Source organism: Bradyrhizobium sp. USDA 4486 (genome assembly GCF_054057995.1).
The window spans coordinates 5,470,069-5,486,082 of sequence record NZ_JBSRZV010000001.1 but is presented as its reverse complement, the minus strand read 5'-3'; the positions used below and the strand labels follow the sequence as shown (position 1 = coordinate 5,486,082).

12 protein-coding genes are annotated in these 16,014 nt (G+C 63.7%); all 12 read left to right on the top strand.

Translation table 11 applies throughout. The features are described 5' to 3' along the window. Window positions 1-441: 441 nt before the first annotated feature. The 12 genes from tolQ (at window position 442) to ACVWY3_RS25895 (ending at window position 15,812) form a co-directional block, all read left to right on the top strand. Window positions 442-1,158 (top strand): protein TolQ, encoded by a 717-nt coding sequence (gene tolQ, locus ACVWY3_RS25950; protein ID WP_027561063.1) that lies wholly within the window; start codon window positions 442-444, stop codon window positions 1,156-1,158. Between the two features lie 43 nt (window positions 1,159-1,201). After that, on the top strand, window positions 1,202-1,654 hold the full coding sequence (gene tolR, locus ACVWY3_RS25945; RefSeq protein WP_456840996.1) for a protein TolR: 453 nt from the start codon (window positions 1,202-1,204) through the stop codon (window positions 1,652-1,654). 4 nt (window positions 1,655-1,658) lie between these two features. Next, the gene (locus ACVWY3_RS25940; protein ID WP_456840995.1) at window positions 1,659-2,618 is read left to right on the top strand and encodes a protein TolA; all 960 of its coding nucleotides are present in this window, start codon (window positions 1,659-1,661) and stop codon (window positions 2,616-2,618) included. A gap of 41 nt (window positions 2,619-2,659) precedes the next feature. Next, complete coding sequence (tolB, locus tag ACVWY3_RS25935; protein ID WP_456843462.1) at window positions 2,660-4,006, top strand: Tol-Pal system beta propeller repeat protein TolB; 1,347 nt, start codon at window positions 2,660-2,662, stop codon at window positions 4,004-4,006. A gap of 255 nt (window positions 4,007-4,261) precedes the next feature. Beyond that, entirely contained in the window at window positions 4,262-6,598 is a 2,337-nt protein-coding gene (locus ACVWY3_RS25930; protein WP_456840994.1) for a putative bifunctional diguanylate cyclase/phosphodiesterase, read from the top strand. 180 nt (window positions 6,599-6,778) lie between these two features. After that, window positions 6,779-7,510, top strand: a complete 732-nt coding sequence (locus ACVWY3_RS25925) for an N-acyl amino acid synthase FeeM domain-containing protein (protein WP_456840993.1) — start codon at window positions 6,779-6,781, stop codon at window positions 7,508-7,510. Window positions 7,511-7,790: 280 nt separating this feature from the next. Continuing rightward, window positions 7,791-8,279: a peptidoglycan-associated lipoprotein Pal gene (pal, locus tag ACVWY3_RS25920; RefSeq protein WP_271672528.1), complete on the top strand. Its 489-nt coding sequence runs from the start codon at window positions 7,791-7,793 to the stop codon at window positions 8,277-8,279. A gap of 186 nt (window positions 8,280-8,465) precedes the next feature. After that, the gene (gene ybgF, locus ACVWY3_RS25915; protein ID WP_456840992.1) at window positions 8,466-9,533 is read left to right on the top strand and encodes a tol-pal system protein YbgF; all 1,068 of its coding nucleotides are present in this window, start codon (window positions 8,466-8,468) and stop codon (window positions 9,531-9,533) included. Between the two features lie 143 nt (window positions 9,534-9,676). After that, window positions 9,677-10,747 carry a tRNA lysidine(34) synthetase TilS gene (gene tilS, locus ACVWY3_RS25910; protein WP_456840991.1) on the top strand — a complete coding sequence of 357 codons (1,071 nt, stop codon included), beginning with the start codon at window positions 9,677-9,679 and terminating at the stop codon, window positions 10,745-10,747. Window positions 10,748-11,040: 293 nt separating this feature from the next. Further along, window positions 11,041-12,963, top strand: coding sequence for an ATP-dependent zinc metalloprotease FtsH (gene ftsH / locus ACVWY3_RS25905; RefSeq protein WP_456840990.1), 1,923 nt, complete (start codon window positions 11,041-11,043; stop codon window positions 12,961-12,963). A 304-nt stretch (window positions 12,964-13,267) separates the two neighbouring features. After that, window positions 13,268-14,473, top strand: coding sequence for an ABC transporter substrate-binding protein (locus tag ACVWY3_RS25900; protein WP_456840989.1), 1,206 nt, complete (start codon window positions 13,268-13,270; stop codon window positions 14,471-14,473). Between the two features lie 241 nt (window positions 14,474-14,714). Further along, the gene (locus ACVWY3_RS25895; protein WP_456840988.1) at window positions 14,715-15,812 is read left to right on the top strand and encodes a trypsin-like serine peptidase; all 1,098 of its coding nucleotides are present in this window, start codon (window positions 14,715-14,717) and stop codon (window positions 15,810-15,812) included. The last annotated feature ends 202 nt before the right edge of the window (window positions 15,813-16,014 follow it).

Sequence of the window (16,014 nt, the reverse complement as noted above, 5' to 3'; positions counted from 1 at the left end):
GCAGACCCGATGCTCGCCTTGCAAGGAAGTCCAGGGTGAGGCTGCGCGGCCGACTGCGCTCCCTCTCCCCTTGCGGGGGTCCGCCGGGCCGGCCTGGCCCCAGGGAGCCGCCGCACAATGCCTCCGCCGCGGCAAGACGGCCATCCCCCTGCGCTACCGACCTTTCCCGCAGCCAAATTTGCTCCTGGTAACCCGGCGTTAACCATCGGCGGGCTCTGGTATTTATGGACAATCGCGCCCAAAGCCCGAGGTCGAGGCCCATAGTTTTGACATCTTGGCAGGGAAATGCAGGCAGCCGGCTTTGGACCAGCCCTTGCACCCCAGAAAGATGAGGCTTTGAGCGGGCTTGCCGCTGCACCGGTTCCGGCGCGGCAGTTGGGAACCGGCAGCCATTTGCTGTCACGGACATCAGGTAACGATCGCCTTGAGAGGATACTGCTTATGAATCCGGCCGACGTGGCTCAGTCAGCCCTTCCGGTTGCCGCTTCCGCGGACGTGTCGCTGATCGCGCTGTTCTGGCAGGCTCACTGGATCGTGAAAGGGGTCATGCTGGGGCTTCTGTCCTGCTCTGTCTGGGTCTGGGCGATCGCCATCGACAAGATCTTCCTGTTTTCCCGCACCCGCCGTTCGATGGACCGCTTCGAGCAGGCTTTCTGGTCCGGCGAATCGATCGAGGAGCTCTACCGCACCCTCTCGGCCAAGCCGACGCATTCGATGGCCGCCTGCTTCGTCGCCGCGATGCGCGAGTGGAAGCGCTCGTTCGAAAGCCACGCCCGCTCGGTCGCCGGCCTTCAAATGCGCATCGACAAGGTCATGAACGTCTCGATCGCGCGCGAGGTCGAGCGGCTGGAACGCCGGCTCCTGGTGCTCGCCACCGTCGGCTCCGCCGGCCCCTTCGTCGGCCTGTTCGGCACGGTCTGGGGCATCATGTCGAGCTTCCAGTCCATCGCGGCGTCGAAAAATACCTCTTTGGCGGTGGTGGCCCCCGGTATCGCGGAAGCGCTGTTCGCGACCGCGGTCGGCCTTATCGCCGCCATTCCTGCCACTATTTTCTACAATAAGTTCACGTCCGAGGTGAACCGGCAGGCGCAGCGGCTCGAGGGCTTCGCCGATGAATTTTCAGCCATCCTGTCGCGTCAGATCGACGAGCGGGGCTGACGGACGGCATGTATAGTGTGAAGGGCAATTTGGGCACCAGACCATGGGCATGAACGTCGCGAGTTCGTCCGGAGGCGGCGGCCGCCGCAGCCGGCGCAAGCCGGTCATGGCCGAGATCAACGTCACCCCGATGGTCGACGTGATGCTGGTGCTGCTCATCATCTTCATGGTGTCGGCACCGCTGCTCACCGTCGGCGTGCCGCTCGATCTGCCGCAGACCCAGGCCAAGAGCCTCGAGCAGAACGACCAGAAGCCGATCCAGATGTCGGTCGACGTCAAGGGCAAGGTGTTCATCAACGACCAGGAGATCGCGATCAACGAGCTGGTGCCGAAGCTGAAGGCAATCACGGATGCGCGCGGCGGGCTCGAGGAGCGGATTTATCTCCGCGCCGACAAGAAGGCGGATTACGGCACGGTAGCCAAGGTGATGGGGCTGTTGTCGGGAGCCGGATTCAAGAAGCTGGCGCTCGTCACGGAAGCGGATCAGGGGTCTTAAGGCCGTGAAGGTGAAGGTCGACAAGACACTCGTTGCGTCGATTGCCCTCCATGTCCTGGTGCTGGGATGGGGTCTCGTCACCTTTAGCAGCAGGGCCTTCGTCGCGCCGGAAGAGTCGCTTCCGATCGACATCATCTCCTCCGATCAGCTCGCCAAGATGATGGCGGGGCAGAAGACCGGCAAGAAGGAAGAGCTGAAGCCCAAGGTCGAGAAGATCGCGGAAGCCAAGCCGGAAGAAGATGCCGTCGGCAAGGTCACCGAGAAGAAAGAGCTGATCAAGACCAACTCGACGCCGGAGCCGCCGCCGAAACCCGTCGAGAAGCCGGTCGAGAAGAAGCCCGAGCCGCCGAAGCCGGTTGCCGAGACGAAGCCGAAGGAGGAACCGAAGCCGCAGGAGAAGAAGCCTGATCCGGCCAAGGAAGATCCGATCGCCGAGCTGCAGAAGAAGTTGGAAACGAAGAAGCCGCCGCCCAAGCCCGTGGAGCAGAAGATCGCCGCGGTGCAGCCGCAGCAGCAGCCCAAGCCCAAGGAGCGCACCTTCGATCCTGCGCAGATCCAGCGCGATCTCGACAAGCGCGCCGCGACCCGGCACGAGCTTGCCGGCGCGGCGCTGAACGCGTCGGCATCTCTGGGAGCGGCCACCGGGACCGCCGCCAACAATGTCGCGACCTGGCGCGGCGCGTTCCAGGGTGCGGTCAAGCGCTGCTTTACACCCACCTATAACGGGCAGGATGCGGATCTGTACGAAGCCGACATCGACATCCCGATGAAGATCGACGGATCGCTCGCGTCCGAGCCTATCGTCGTCGCGGTGAGGGGACCGTCGCGGTCGATCGCCCAGGCGGTGGCCGAGAGCGCCAAGCGCGCCATCGTGCAGTGCCAGGTATATTCCTTCATGCCGAAGCAGCAATACGAGAGCTGGAAGCTCATTCCGATGACTTTCGGCCTGAAAGACATGTTGTGACATCCGAACAAAAGAATTTTGCAATGAATGACGCTCGATCGATGAACCGCCGCCGCTTCATGACCCTGACCGGGTCGACGCTCGCGATGCTCGGCGGCGGACACGCCTTCGCGCAAGGCCAGCCGCGCATCCGCATCGATCCCACCGAATTCCAGCCGATCCCGATCGCGATCTCCAATTTCCTGCCGGGTTCGCCGTCCGACGGCGACGTCGGCAACGGCGTGACGCAGGTCATCACCAACAATCTGAAGCGCTCCGGCCTGTTTGCTCCGATCGACCAGGCCGCTTTCGTCGAGCGCATCAGCAACATCGACGTCGCGCCGCAATTCCAGAACTGGAAAACCATCAACGCGCAGGCCCTCGTCACCGGCCGCATGACGCGGCAGCCGGACGGCCGGCTCAAGGCCGAATTCCGCCTGTGGGACGTGGTCTCCGGCCAGCAGCTCACGGGCCAGCAATATTTCACGTCGCCGGAATACTGGCGCCGCATCGCCCACATCATCTCCGACCAGATCTATGAGCGGATGACCGGCGAGAAGGGCTATTTCGACAGCCGCGTCGTGTTCGTCGACGAGACCGGCCCGAAGGAGCGCCGCGTCAAGCGGCTCGCGATGATGGACCAGGACGGCGCCAATGTGCGCTACCTGACCCGCGGCTCCGATCTCGTGCTGACACCGCGCTTCTCGCCGAACTCGCAAGAGATCACCTATATGGAGTTCGGCCAGGGCGATCCGAAGGTCTATCTCTTCAACATCGAGACCGGCCAGCGCGAGATCGTCGGCAACTTCCCCGGCATGACTTTCGCGCCGCGGTTCTCGCCGGATGGCCAGCGCGTCATCATGAGCCTGCAGCAGGGTGGCAATTCCAACCTGTTCGTGATGGATCTGCGCTCGCGTTCGACCACGCGCCTCACCGACACGCCGGCGATCGACACGTCGCCTTCTTACTCGCCGGACGGCACCCGCATCTGCTTCGAATCCGATCGTGGCGGCCGGTCGCAGATCTATGTGATGGGCGCGGGCGGAGGAGCGGCGCAGCGCATATCCTTCTCCAAGGACGACACCAACGCCAGCTATTCGACGCCGGTGTGGTCGCCGAAGGGCGATTACATCGCCTTCACCCGGCAGGGCGGCGGACAGTTCTCGATCGGCGTCATGAAGCCGGACGGCAGCGGCGAGCGGCTGCTCACCTCCGGCTTCCACAATGAAGGTCCGACGTTCTCGCCGAACGGCCGCGTTTTGATGTTCTTCCGCGATCCCGGCGGCAATGCCGGACCGTCGCTGTACTCCGTCGACATTTCCGGCCGCAACGAGCTGAAGGTGCCGACGCCGGGCTTCGCCTCCGATCCGGCATGGTCGCCGCTGCTGTCCTCGACCGCGGGCCAATGAGGACACGCGGCTAAAACATCGCGCGTTCAGACGCGCGATGTTTTCGAAAAAAAACGCCGATTTTTTCGCGCCCGGCGTGCAAGGCAAGTGTTCCTTTACCTTGTACCCGGCAAGGCTTGCCTAGCTGATTGATATATAAGCGGAAATCGGTTCGTTATTGCCGAAAAACAACTCGACTTTAACGATGTTCCCTCAGAAAGGCTTCACCTGGTCTGGGTAAAAGTACGCGTCAAACAGGACGCGCGTACAAACCAGATGCAATTCGCAAGCCAGACCGGAGAACCCGATCGGGGACAGGCCGCGCCGAAGGCGTCGACCGCGCAGATCGATTCTCTCTTCGAGGCGCCCGGTCCGCTGCTTGCTGGAATCGTCTTCGTCGCCATCGGAGCGGCCATCACCGCGTTGAGGACCGGGCAGATCCTGACCTGGGCAACGGTGGGACTGATCATCCTCGCCGGAGCGATCCGGTTGTTCGATCTGCGACGATTCCTGCCTCGCAAATCGAACCTGACCGCCGAAGAGGCTGCGATTTGGCAGCGGCGCTATCTGATCGGCGCGCTGATCCAGGCTGCCGCGATCGGGATATGGTGCTCGCTGGCTCTGGTGAGCACCAACGACGCCGTGGTTCACATGATCGCCCTGTCCGTCACGACGGGCATCGTGGGGGGTGGTGCGGGCAGGGCTTACGGCCGGCCGTCGATCTATCATCTGCAGGCCGCGCTGATGTTCGTCCCGTCGGTTATCGCGCTGGCATCGCACGGCACGCCCTACTACGTGGCGATGTCGGTCTTGAGCGCCGCATTCCTGCTGGCGATCATGCAGCTCTCCGCCAATCTGCACAAAATCTTCATGCGGGCGGTCATCGCGCGCGAACGCGAGGCGGCACTCGCCGGCCAGTTCGATACCGCGCTGAACAACATGCCGCACGGCCTGTGCATGTTCGGCGTCGACAGGCAGCTCGCGGTGATGAATCACCGGTTCGGCGAAATGCTGGACCTGCCCGACACGCTCGTTCGCAGCGGCGTCAGCGCGCGCGACATCGTGGCGGCGTGCGTCTCCTCCGGCTCCATCTCGGCTGCGAGCGGCGAGACCATCGTCGCCGAGATCGAGAGTTCGCGGGCGAAGGAGATCGTCACCGTCGATCCCGACGCGCAGAGAAACCGGTCGTTGTCCTGGACCGTGCAGCCGATGGCGGACGGAGGCGCGGTTGTGCTGCTCGAGGACGTCACCGAGCGGCGCAACGCCGAGGCCAAGATCACCCATCTCGCCCGCTATGATGAGCTGACGGCGCTGCCCAACCGCGTTCATTTCCGCAACGAGATCGAGTGCCTGCTGGCGGCTTCGCATTCGGCCGAGCGTCTGTCGGCGCTGCTGTTCATCGATCTCGACCAGTTCAAGCAGGTCAACGACACGCTCGGCCATCCCTGCGGCGACCAGCTGCTCTGCGCCGTCGCCAATCGCCTGCGCGAGATGCTGCGTCCGGAGGATTTCGTCGCGCGCTTCGGCGGCGACGAGTTCGTCGTGTTCCAGCAGAACCTCAATGCGCCCGAGGACGCGGCGGCGCTCGCGCGCCGTATCGTCGAGCGCCTGAGCGAGCGCTACCGCATCGACAATCATCTGGTCGAGATCGGCGCGAGCGTCGGCATCGCGCTGACCTCGCCGGAGGGGGCCAGCGCGGATACGCTGCTGAAGAACGCCGACATGGCGCTCTACCGCGCCAAGGCCGACGGCCGCGGCACCTTCTGCTTCTTCCGCGACGAGATGGCGGCCACCGTCGAGGCGCGCCGCATCCTCGAACTCGACCTGCGCAAGGCGCTCGCCAACGAGGAGTTCGAGCTGTTCTACCAGCCGCTGGTCAACCTCAAGTCCGGCAAGATCACCACCTGCGAGGCGCTGCTGCGCTGGAATCATCCGGTGCGCGGCACGGTCTCGCCGGTCGACATCATCCCTGTCGCCGAGGACATGGGGCTGATCGTCGATCTCGGCCGCTGGATCCTGCGCCGCGCCTGCATGGAATGCATGAAGTGGCCGGACGGCGTCAGCGTCGCCGTCAACTTCTCGCCGCAGCAATTCCACCAGCGCGACGTGCTGAGCGAAATCCGCTATGCGCTGGAGGTCTCAGGGCTTCCGGCGCATCGCCTCGAGATCGAGATCACCGAATCCTCGCTGCTGCGCAACACCCAGCTCACCCACGACATCCTGTCGCAATTGCATGCGCTCGGCGTGCGCATCTCGCTCGACGATTTCGGCACCGGCTATTCCAGCCTCAGCTATCTGCATAATTTCCCGATGCAGAAGGTCAAGATCGACCGCTCCTTCCTGGAAGGAATCGACACCGACCGTCCGCTGACGCTGCTGCGCGGCGTGGCGCGGCTGTCCGCCGATCTCGGCATGTCGGTCGTTGTCGAGGGCATCGAGACCAACGAGCAGCTCGAGTTGATCAGCGCCGATGGCACCGTCTCCGAAGGGCAGGGCTACCTGTTCAGCCGGCCGGTGCCCGCGATCCGGATCCGTCAGCTGCTCGACGCCTCGCATGGCCGCCGCATCGCGGACGCCCAGATCGTTTCGATCTCCTCGCGCTCCTTCGCCTAGCGGCGCGCACGCAGCCCCTCCTTTTTTCTCCTCTCCTTCCAGGATGTTTCTGGCGCTCCCCCGGAGTCTTGCGGGCCCCCGAAGTTAACCGTAAAGGGCCTAATCCTTTGCAATTTTATTAAGGAGTCATTAATCTTCCCTTGCACTCGCGGAAGTTGTTTGCAGTGTCGGGAGTACCAGATGAAGTCAGGAGCCGAACCGCGAGCACCGCAGGACATGCGGGGGGCAGGGCTGTTCGACCGCGTCGACTACCGTCTCATCGAGACTCCCGAGGAACGAGATGCCGTCTATGAGATGCGCTACCGGGCCTATCTCCACGGCGGATTGATCTCGCCGTCGCAATCGCAGCGGATCGTCGACGTCTACGATGAATCGCCCAACGCCTGGATCTTCGGAATCTATCTCGACGGCGAACTCTGTAGTTCTCTTCGCCTTCACGTCCTGACGTCGGAGCAGCGGATGTCCTACACATCCGAATTGTTCGGCGACGTTCTTCATCCGCGCCTCGATCGCGGCGAGGTTTTCGTCGATCCGGCGCGCTTTGCCGCGGACCCCGAAAAGAGCCAGCGCTTTCACGAACTGCCCTATTTGACGCTGCGACTGGCCTATCTGGCCTGCGATCATTTCAAGGCCGATCTCGGCCTCGCGATGGTGCGTACGGACCACCAGGCGTTCTATCGCCGCGTCTTCCTGCACGAGACCCTCACGGAGCCGCGGCCGTTCCCGGGCTGGCATTCGCGACAGGTGGTCCTGATGGCCTCCGATTTCGCCAAGCTCCGCGAGCGGGTCCTGACCCGCTTTCCGATCATGCGCTCGAGCGCTTTCGAGCGCAGGATGCTGTTCGACCGTGCCAGCCAGCGCCAGGCCGTGTCCCGGCCGATGCTCGTTTCAGCGCCGCTCAGCCCGGCTTAAGCCCAGGTCGCTGGGCCAACTTGGGGGCCTCACGGCATTCCGTGGCCGCGTGGCCTCTGCTGTCCAAAATTCCAGCAAAACCCGGCATTTTGGCTCCGGCGCGGCTTGCCTTCACCCTCGCGCCACATTTACAACCCATTAACCATGATGGGTGCTTTTCGCGGGTTGGGGGCATTTGACGGTGTGAGGCAAGGTTCCGTCAAGGTTGACGGAACGTTCGCTTAACCAACCCCCTGTAGACCGGACAGCAGTGGACGAACGTGAGCGTGGAGGCTCCGGAATGAAATATCCTATGCGTATCCTCCAGGGATTGAAGCTGGCCGCGGTGGTGGCAATCGCGCTGTCGATGGGCGCCTGCGCCAAGCAGAACGGGGGCCTGGATGCAAATGCGAGCGCGGCGACGCCGGGCAGTCAGCAGGACTTCGTCGTCAACGTCGGCGACCGCGTGTTCTTCGAGAGCGACCAGACCGATCTGACCCCGCAGGCGATCGTGACCCTGGAGAAGCAGGCGCAGTGGCTCCAGACCTATCCGCGCTACTCCTTCACCATCGAGGGCCATGCCGACGAGCGCGGCACCCGCGAATACAACATCGCCCTCGGCGCCCGCCGCGCCCAGTCGGTGCGCTCGTTCCTCGCCTCGCGCGGCATCGATCCGAACCGCATGCGCACGATCTCCTACGGCAAGGAGCGGCCCGTCGCCGTCTGCAACGACATCTCCTGCTGGTCGCAGAACCGGCGCGCCGTCACCGTCCTGAACGCGAGCTCGTAACGACCAGTCAGCGGCCGTTCAGCTTCGGAAACAGATGATCCGGCGCCCTCCTGGGCGCCGGTTTCGTTTCAGCGATCTGTGACAGAAACCCCTTTGTAGCAGTCACATTTTTGGCGTACTCCACTTCAATGTGTGGCGCGTCGAAGGTTCCGTCGCAGGCCATTTCGCTTTTGTCGTCAGGGCAAGATGTCATCCAGATTTAAGGCTTTTACCGGCACCGCGGCGACCGCCGCGCTGCTCTCCTTGTGCTCGCCGATGGTCTTGAGCTCGCCCGCCTTGGCGCAGTCGATCCTGGCGCAGTCGGATGACGATCCCGAGATGCGGATCGAACGGCTGGAGAACCAGCTGCGCCAGCTCACCGGCCAGAATGAAGAGCTGCAATATCGCAACCGCCAACTCGAAGAGCGCCTGCGCGCGCTCGAGGGCGGCGCGCAAGCCGCGCCCGGACAGGTGCCGGTCCAGCCCAATGTCTCAGCCGCGCCGCCCGCGCCGGCCTATCGCCAGCCGCAGCATGCCGCGCAGCCGGGTTACGAGCAGCCGCAGATCGCATCGCCCGCGCCGATCGTCCAGGAGCAGCCGGCGCCCGGTGCCCCCGGCACGCGCCGCCGCGGCGATGCCTTCGACCCGAGCCAGAACCCCAATGCGCCCGGCGCGCCGCGCGCGCTCGGCGGCGGCCAGCAGCCGGTGCCGGCCACCGGTCAGGTCGGTGCCCCCGGCGGCCGCAACGCCGGCGAGCCGCTCGATCTCGCCAACACCAGCCCGCGCTACCAGCAGGGCGTGCCGCCGGCCGCACAGCCGGGCTATCCTCCGGCACAACAGGGCTATCCCGCGCCATCGGGCGGCACCGGCCTGACGACGCTGCCGCCCTCGGCAACGCCGCGCGACGAGTTCGACCTCGGCATCGGCTACATGCAGCGCAAGGACTACGCGCTCGCCGAGCAGACCATGAAGAACTTTGCGCAGAAATATCCGAACGACCCGCTGCTCGGCGATGCGCAATACTGGCTCGGCGAAAGCTACTACCAGCGCCAGCAATATCGCGATTCCGCAGAGGCCTTCCTCGCCGTCACCACAAAATACGACAAATCGGCCAAGGCGCCCGATGCGCTGCTGCGGCTCGGCCAGTCGCTCGCGGCGCTGAAGGAGAAGGAGGCCGCCTGCGCCGCGTTCGGTGAGGTCGGCCGCAAATATCCGCGCGCCTCGGCCGGCGTCAAGGCCGCGGTCGATCGCGAGCAGAAGCGGGTGAAGTGCTAGAGCATGATCCGGACCCGAAGGGCCGCGTTAGCGCAAATTGTGCAGCGGTTTTCCGAAAGATCATGCTCGAACAAGCGCGGTCGCTGACAAGGCGGACGGCGTTGCGCTAAACAGTCGATCCATCCGCGGACGATTGCAGCGTCATGTCAGACGACGACGATTCACCGATCTCGGCGCGCGAGGCGAAGCAGCTCTTCGCAGAGCTGAAAAGCGCCCCCGCGCTGGTGCTCGCGGTCTCCGGCGGGCCCGACTCCGTTGCCCTGATGTGGCTCGCGGCGCGCTGGCAGCGAAGCCTCGCACGCGGGCCGCAGCTCACCGTCGTCACCGTCGATCATGGTCTGCGTCCCGAAGCCGCGCGCGAGGCGCGCGAGGTCAAGCGGCTCGCGACCGAGCTCGGCCTGCCGCACCGGACCCTGCGCTGGCGCGGCGAAAAGCCGAAGACGGGTCTGGCCGCGGCGGCGCGCGAGGCCCGCTACCGCCTCCTCGCAGAGGCCGCGCGCAAGGCGGGCGCGAGCCATGTGCTGACCGCCCACACCCGTGACGACCAGGCGGAGACGCTGCTGATGCGGATGCTGCGCGGCAGCGGATTGGCCGGATTGTCGGCGATGGCGCGGCTCTCGAGGCGCGACGGCATCGTGCTGGCCCGCCCGCTGCTCGACGTCCCGAAGTCAAAGCTGATCGCGACGTTGCGGCGGGCGAAGATCGGCTTCGCCGACGATCCCACCAACCGTGATGTGAATTTCACCCGGCCGCGGCTGCGCGCGCTGCTGCCGCAGCTCGCGGCCGAGGGCGGCGATGCCCGCAGCCTGGCGCGGCTTGCAGGCAGGCTCGCCCGCGCCAATGCGGCGGTCGAGGTGCTCGCCGACGGCGCCGAGCGCTTCCTTCGGCTGAGGGATCGCGGCGATGCGTCGCAGGCAGCGGGTCGAAGCTTCGAGGCGTCGGCCTTTGCCCTGCTTCCAGAGGAAGTTCGGCTGCGGCTCCTGCTGCGGGCCATCGACGCGCACGGCCATGAAGGGCCGGCGGAACTCGGCAAGGTCGAGACCCTTCTGGCCGCGCTCGATCGGGCCATCGCCGCCGGTCTGGCGGCCAATCGCCGTGCCCCCGCAAATGGCCGTGCGATCCTGAAGCAAACCCTCGCGGGAGCCTTGATCAGCCTTGCCGGGGGGCGTATCCACATCGCGCCGGCGCCGGCCCGGCGATCCAAAGGCGGGTGAGAGCGGATCATGACACCGGCCGTTTCCGCCGTGCCGCGTCAGGACACCTTAACCAGGCAGGAGAAACCCCGGCCAGCTCGCCATTATTTCAGCGGGAATCGCTCTAAGATGGGATAAATAGTCCCATCTCGTTCCCTTGGCAGCGACGGGGGCGGCACCTAAATTGTAGACGTCTAACGACGGGGATTCCTTGAGGATTTCCTCGCATTGCCCACGATAACTGGGCCAGATAAATGGGCAAATAGCTCCCGAAGGACCAGGGCCGCGATCCGCGCGACCACGAAGGAAGATCGATGAACGCCAATCTGCGCAATTTCGCCCTCTGGGTCATCATTGTCTTGCTGCTGTTGGCGTTGTTCACGCTCTTCCAGAATCCGGGCCAGCGCGCCTCCTCGCAGGACATCGCCTTCTCCCAGCTCCTGAGCGAAGTTGACCGCGGCAATGTGCGCGATGTCGTGATCCAGGGGCCGGAGATCCACGGCACCTTTACCAACGGCTCCAGCTTCCAGACCTATGCGCCGAACGACCCGACGCTGGTGAAGCGCCTCTATGACAGCAAGGTCCAGATCACCGCGAAGCCGCCCGGCGACAACGTGCCATGGTTCGTCTCGCTGCTGGTCTCCTGGCTGCCCTTCATCGCGCTGATCGGTGTCTGGATCTTCCTGTCGCGGCAGATGCAGGGCGGCGCCGGCAAGGCCATGGGCTTTGGCAAGTCGCGCGCCAAGATGCTGACCGAGGCGCATGGCCGCGTCACCTTCGAGGACGTTGCGGGCGTCGACGAGGCCAAGCAGGACCTGCAGGAGATCGTCGAATTCCTCCGCGACCCCGGCAAATTCCAGCGCCTCGGCGGCCGGATTCCGCGCGGCGTGCTGCTGGTCGGACCTCCCGGTACCGGCAAGACGCTGATCGCCCGCGCGGTGGCTGGTGAGGCTAACGTTCCCTTCTTCACCATCTCGGGATCTGACTTCGTCGAGATGTTCGTCGGCGTCGGCGCCAGCCGCGTCCGCGACATGTTCGAGCAGGCCAAGAAGAACGCGCCCTGCATCATCTTCATCGACGAAATCGACGCGGTCGGCCGTCACCGTGGCGCCGGTCTCGGCGGCGGCAATGACGAGCGTGAGCAGACGCTGAACCAGCTGCTGGTCGAGATGGACGGCTTCGAGGCCAACGAGGGCGTGATCCTGATCGCCGCCACCAACCGCCCCGACGTGCTCGATCCCGCGCTGCTGCGTCCCGGCCGCTTCGACCGTCAGGTCGTGGTGCCCAATCCCGACGTCGTTGGCCGCGAGCAGATCCTCAAGGTTCACGTCCGCAAGGTGCCGCTGGCCCCCGATATCAACCTCAAGACCATCGCGCGCGGCACCCCGGGCTTCTCCGGCGCCGACCTGATGAACCTCGTCAACGAAGCTGCGCTGACCGCTGCGCGCCGTAACAAGCGCATGGTGACCCAGGCCGAGTTCGAGGAAGCCAAGGACAAGGTGATGATGGGCGCCGAGCGCAAGTCGCTCGTCATGACCGAGGAAGAGAAGCTGCTGACGGCCTATCACGAGGGCGGCCACGCCATCGTCGGCCTCAACGTGCCGGCGACCGATCCGATCCACAAGGCGACCATCATCCCGCGCGGCCGTGCGCTCGGCATGGTCATGCAGCTGCCGGAGCGCGACAAGCTGTCGATGTCGCTGGAGCAGATGACCTCGCGCCTTGCCATCATGATGGGTGGCCGCGTCGCCGAAGAGCTGATCTTCGGCCGCGAGAAGGTGACCTCGGGTGCTGCCTCCGACATCGAGCAGGCCACGCGCCTGGCCCGCATGATGGTGACGCGTTGGGGCCTGTCCGAAGAGCTCGGCACCGTCTCCTACGGCGAAAACCAGGACGAGGTCTTCCTCGGCATGTCGGTCTCGCGCACGCAGAACGCCTCCGAGGCCACGGTCCAGAAGATCGACTCCGAGATCAAGCGCCTGGTCGAGGAAGGCTATCAGGAAGCGACCCGCATCCTCACGGAGAAGCGCGCCGATCTCGAAGCCTTGGCCAAGGGCCTCTTGGAGTTCGAGACGCTGACCGGCGACGAGATCGTCGACCTGCTCAAGGGCAAGAAGCCGAACCGGGAGTCCGTGCTCGAGCCGACCACCCCGCGCGCCTCCGCCGTGCCGCCGGCCGGCAAGTCGCGCCCGCGCCCCGATCCGGATCCCGGCCTGGAGCCGCAGCCGCAGGCGTAACGCACGGCAGGACAAATTGAAAAACGCGGCGGAGCGCCGCGTTTTTTTGTTGCCAGGGTTGACGCAGTTGCGCCCGAAACTCAGGTCTCGTGCCCCGGACGCGGTGCGGTGCGAAGTGCCGCTCCGCAGAGCGGGGGCCCATGCCCCCGCATCCTCCACGTCGCTTTGTGGGGCCCGGCTCTGCGCGCTTTACCCACCCGACAATCTGGCGCCATAATGATTGGAGTTCGCCGCGATGTCATGGCATGCTGCCTTCAAATAAGGGTGCGGCGCGATCGCACGAACAGAACGGGAGGGGAGGCGGATGCGCTTTGCGAGAGCATTGGGCGTGCTGTGCGCCGTTGCATTTGTAACATTGTCTGCCCCGTCCATCGCTGCCGAGATGCGCGGCGTCACCGCATCCGAAATCAGAATCGGCCAGACCATGCCCTATAGCGGGCCGGTGTCGGCCTTTGGCGCGCTCGGCAGGGGCGAGGTGGGCTATTTCAAGATGCTGAACGAGAAGGGCGGCATCAACGGCCGCAAGGTCAACCTGATCTCGCTGGACGACAGCTATGCGCCGCCGAAATCGGTCGAGCAGACCCGCAGGCTGGTCGAGAGCGACGAGGTCGCGCTGATCTTCTCCTCGATTGGCACCGCCCACAACACAGCGATCGCGAAATATCTTCAGTCCAAGAACGTGCCGCAGCTGTTCATCGGCTCCGGCGCCTCCAAATTCGCCGACATCACGCAATATCCGCAGGCCACGATGGGCGTGCAGGCGCCGTTCCGTTACGAGGCGCGGCTCTATGCGCGCTATGCGCTGGCGAAGAACCCGAATGCGAAATTCGCGGTGATCTCGCAGAACGACGATTTCGGCCGCGATTATCTCGCCGGCCTGAAGGACGTGCTCGGCGAGAAATACGATGTTGTCGTCACCAATGCGACCTACGAGATTCAGGATCCGACCATCGATTCCCAGATCGTGAAATTGAAAGCGTCAGGCGCCGACGTGTTCGTGATCGCGGCAACGCCGAAATTCGCCGCGCAAGCGATCCGAAAGTCCTTTGAGATCGGCTGGCGTCCGATGACGTTCCTCTCCAACGTCGCAGTATGGATTTCGACGGTGATGGAGCCCGCAGGGCTCGAAGCCGGCACCGGCATCCTCTCCACCGCCTACGTGAAGGACCCCGACGATCCCGCCTGGAAGGACGATCCCGGCGTAAAAGGCTGGCGGGAGTTCATGACCAAGTATGTGCCGGACGCCGACCAGCACGATACCAACTACGTCAATTCCTACAACAGCGCGATGGCGCTGGAGGCGGTGCTGAAAGCCTGCGGCGACGATCTGTCGACCGAGAACATCCTGAAGCAGGCCTATGCGATTCGCGATCTCGAATTGCCGATGCTGCTGCCGGGCATCAAGGTCAACACCAGCCCGACCGATCATGTCCCGGTCGACCAGATGCAGTTCATGCGTTTCAACGGCAAGAGCTGGGAACGTTTTGGCGAGTTGCAGACGGGGAATTGAGGGTAGGGCGTGTACTCAAAAATCCGAGCGTCCGCTTTTGGGCCATGAGGCGACCAAGCTCGGGTCAGTCCGGGATGCCTGATCGTAACCCAAAGCGGACGAGTTGTCCGAAAGACAATCGCGTGGTCAGTCGAAGTATTTTGAGACATTTAGATGTGAGCTACTTCACGTCTCTGAATGCCGAAGAAATGTACTTTGGTCCTCTGGTCATGTCCCTGGGAGACATCATGAGGAGAGCGACATGTCGAACCAGTATCGTCCTATGACAAGGGAAGAACTTGAATCGTTGCGTCCCATCAAGGCGACCAAAGAAAACCCCTATTTGCAGTCAAAGCGCGTTTTCGAGGGGGCGTATGTTTATGCTCCGGCAGGCACCGAATTCACTTCGAAAGTGAGCCGCCAGCGTATCGGCGAACGAGCCGATGGACAGATTTTGTGGAAGGTCGGAATCGAGATTGCCGGTGGGGCCGCTCCTGCATTTCCTTTGGGCAATACGGTCCAGAGACATGAGCGAACCAGGACAGCGGGGAAGATTACAGGCCATTCATCGTACCGGCCTGAGTGGATGGATGTGAATTTTTCCCCCAAGACTGGCGTGCGCCCGCCGAAGCCCAAAATTCGCGATAAAAAAGGCCGCAAGGTCACACCGCTCACCGTGTTCCCCGGGGACGGGCGCCACATTCTATTTGACACGAGTTGGCCGTGGCTCCTGACCGGAAAAATCATCACGAGTGACAATGACACGGGTTCCGGCGTGCTGATCGGCGATCGGCTTGTCCTTACCGCCCGTCATCTCCTGCCCTGGAATAGCATTTCGACCGGGAGCTGGTGGATGAAATTTACGCCGCACTACTTCGATGGGACAGAGCCGTTCGGTTCTTCGTTCGTTAGTGACGCGCGCCACTACGGAACTGACGACACCGAATTCAATCTATCGCACGATTACGCGGTTCTGAGGTTGTTCGAACCTCTCGGGCATCAGCTCGGCTATATCGGCACGACCTCCTTCGATGACGATTGGCGAAATCTCAACGTCTGGTCCAACATTGGCTATCCTTTTGACGTCGGCGGTGGGGAACGCCCCGCTGTACAAAACTTCCAGCCAATGGAAGACGACTACGAAGATGATGATGGGCAGACCCTCGAAACGGAGGCCAGTCTGAACCATGGCAATTCCGGCGGGCCGTTTTTTGCATGGTTCGAAAATGGGACGCAGGTGCGCGCGTGTGGAGTGGTATCAGGCGAAGTGAGTTTCAATGGCGACGTCGACAATTCTGTATCCGGTGGCGACAACCTGGTGAACATAGTGGACTGGGCACGAGCGAACTGGCCGTTATAAGGGATGGCAGAATACTTGCGCGCTTAGTTCTTGTATCTCCGAGTCGGTTGAGCGAGATACGCACTTCGCCATCGCGACAAACTCGGCATGGCGTGTCGATGTCGGCGATGAGGGGCAAGGGCGATGCGGCGTCGACAAGCCGACGCGATTGACCGAAGCGCTCAGTCCAACGGCGCGGCTTGGTTCGCAGTGGCCGAGACGA

Coding starts and splice junctions, on each gene's coding strand:
- tolQ (WP_027561063.1), top strand. CDS start 442: ATGAATCCGGCCGACGTGGCTCAGTCAGCCCTTCCGGTTGCCGCTTCC.
- tolR (WP_456840996.1), top strand. CDS start 1,202: ATGGGCATGAACGTCGCGAGTTCGTCCGGAGGCGGCGGCCGCCGCAGC.
- tolB (WP_456843462.1), top strand. CDS start 2,660: ATGAACCGCCGCCGCTTCATGACCCTGACCGGGTCGACGCTCGCGATG.
- ACVWY3_RS25930 (WP_456840994.1), top strand. CDS start 4,262: ATGCAATTCGCAAGCCAGACCGGAGAACCCGATCGGGGACAGGCCGCG.
- ACVWY3_RS25925 (WP_456840993.1), top strand. CDS start 6,779: ATGAAGTCAGGAGCCGAACCGCGAGCACCGCAGGACATGCGGGGGGCA.
- pal (WP_271672528.1), top strand. CDS start 7,791: ATGAAATATCCTATGCGTATCCTCCAGGGATTGAAGCTGGCCGCGGTG.
- ybgF (WP_456840992.1), top strand. CDS start 8,466: ATGTCATCCAGATTTAAGGCTTTTACCGGCACCGCGGCGACCGCCGCG.
- tilS (WP_456840991.1), top strand. CDS start 9,677: ATGTCAGACGACGACGATTCACCGATCTCGGCGCGCGAGGCGAAGCAG.
- ftsH (WP_456840990.1), top strand. CDS start 11,041: ATGAACGCCAATCTGCGCAATTTCGCCCTCTGGGTCATCATTGTCTTG.
- ACVWY3_RS25900 (WP_456840989.1), top strand. CDS start 13,268: ATGCGCTTTGCGAGAGCATTGGGCGTGCTGTGCGCCGTTGCATTTGTA.
- ACVWY3_RS25895 (WP_456840988.1), top strand. CDS start 14,715: ATGTCGAACCAGTATCGTCCTATGACAAGGGAAGAACTTGAATCGTTG.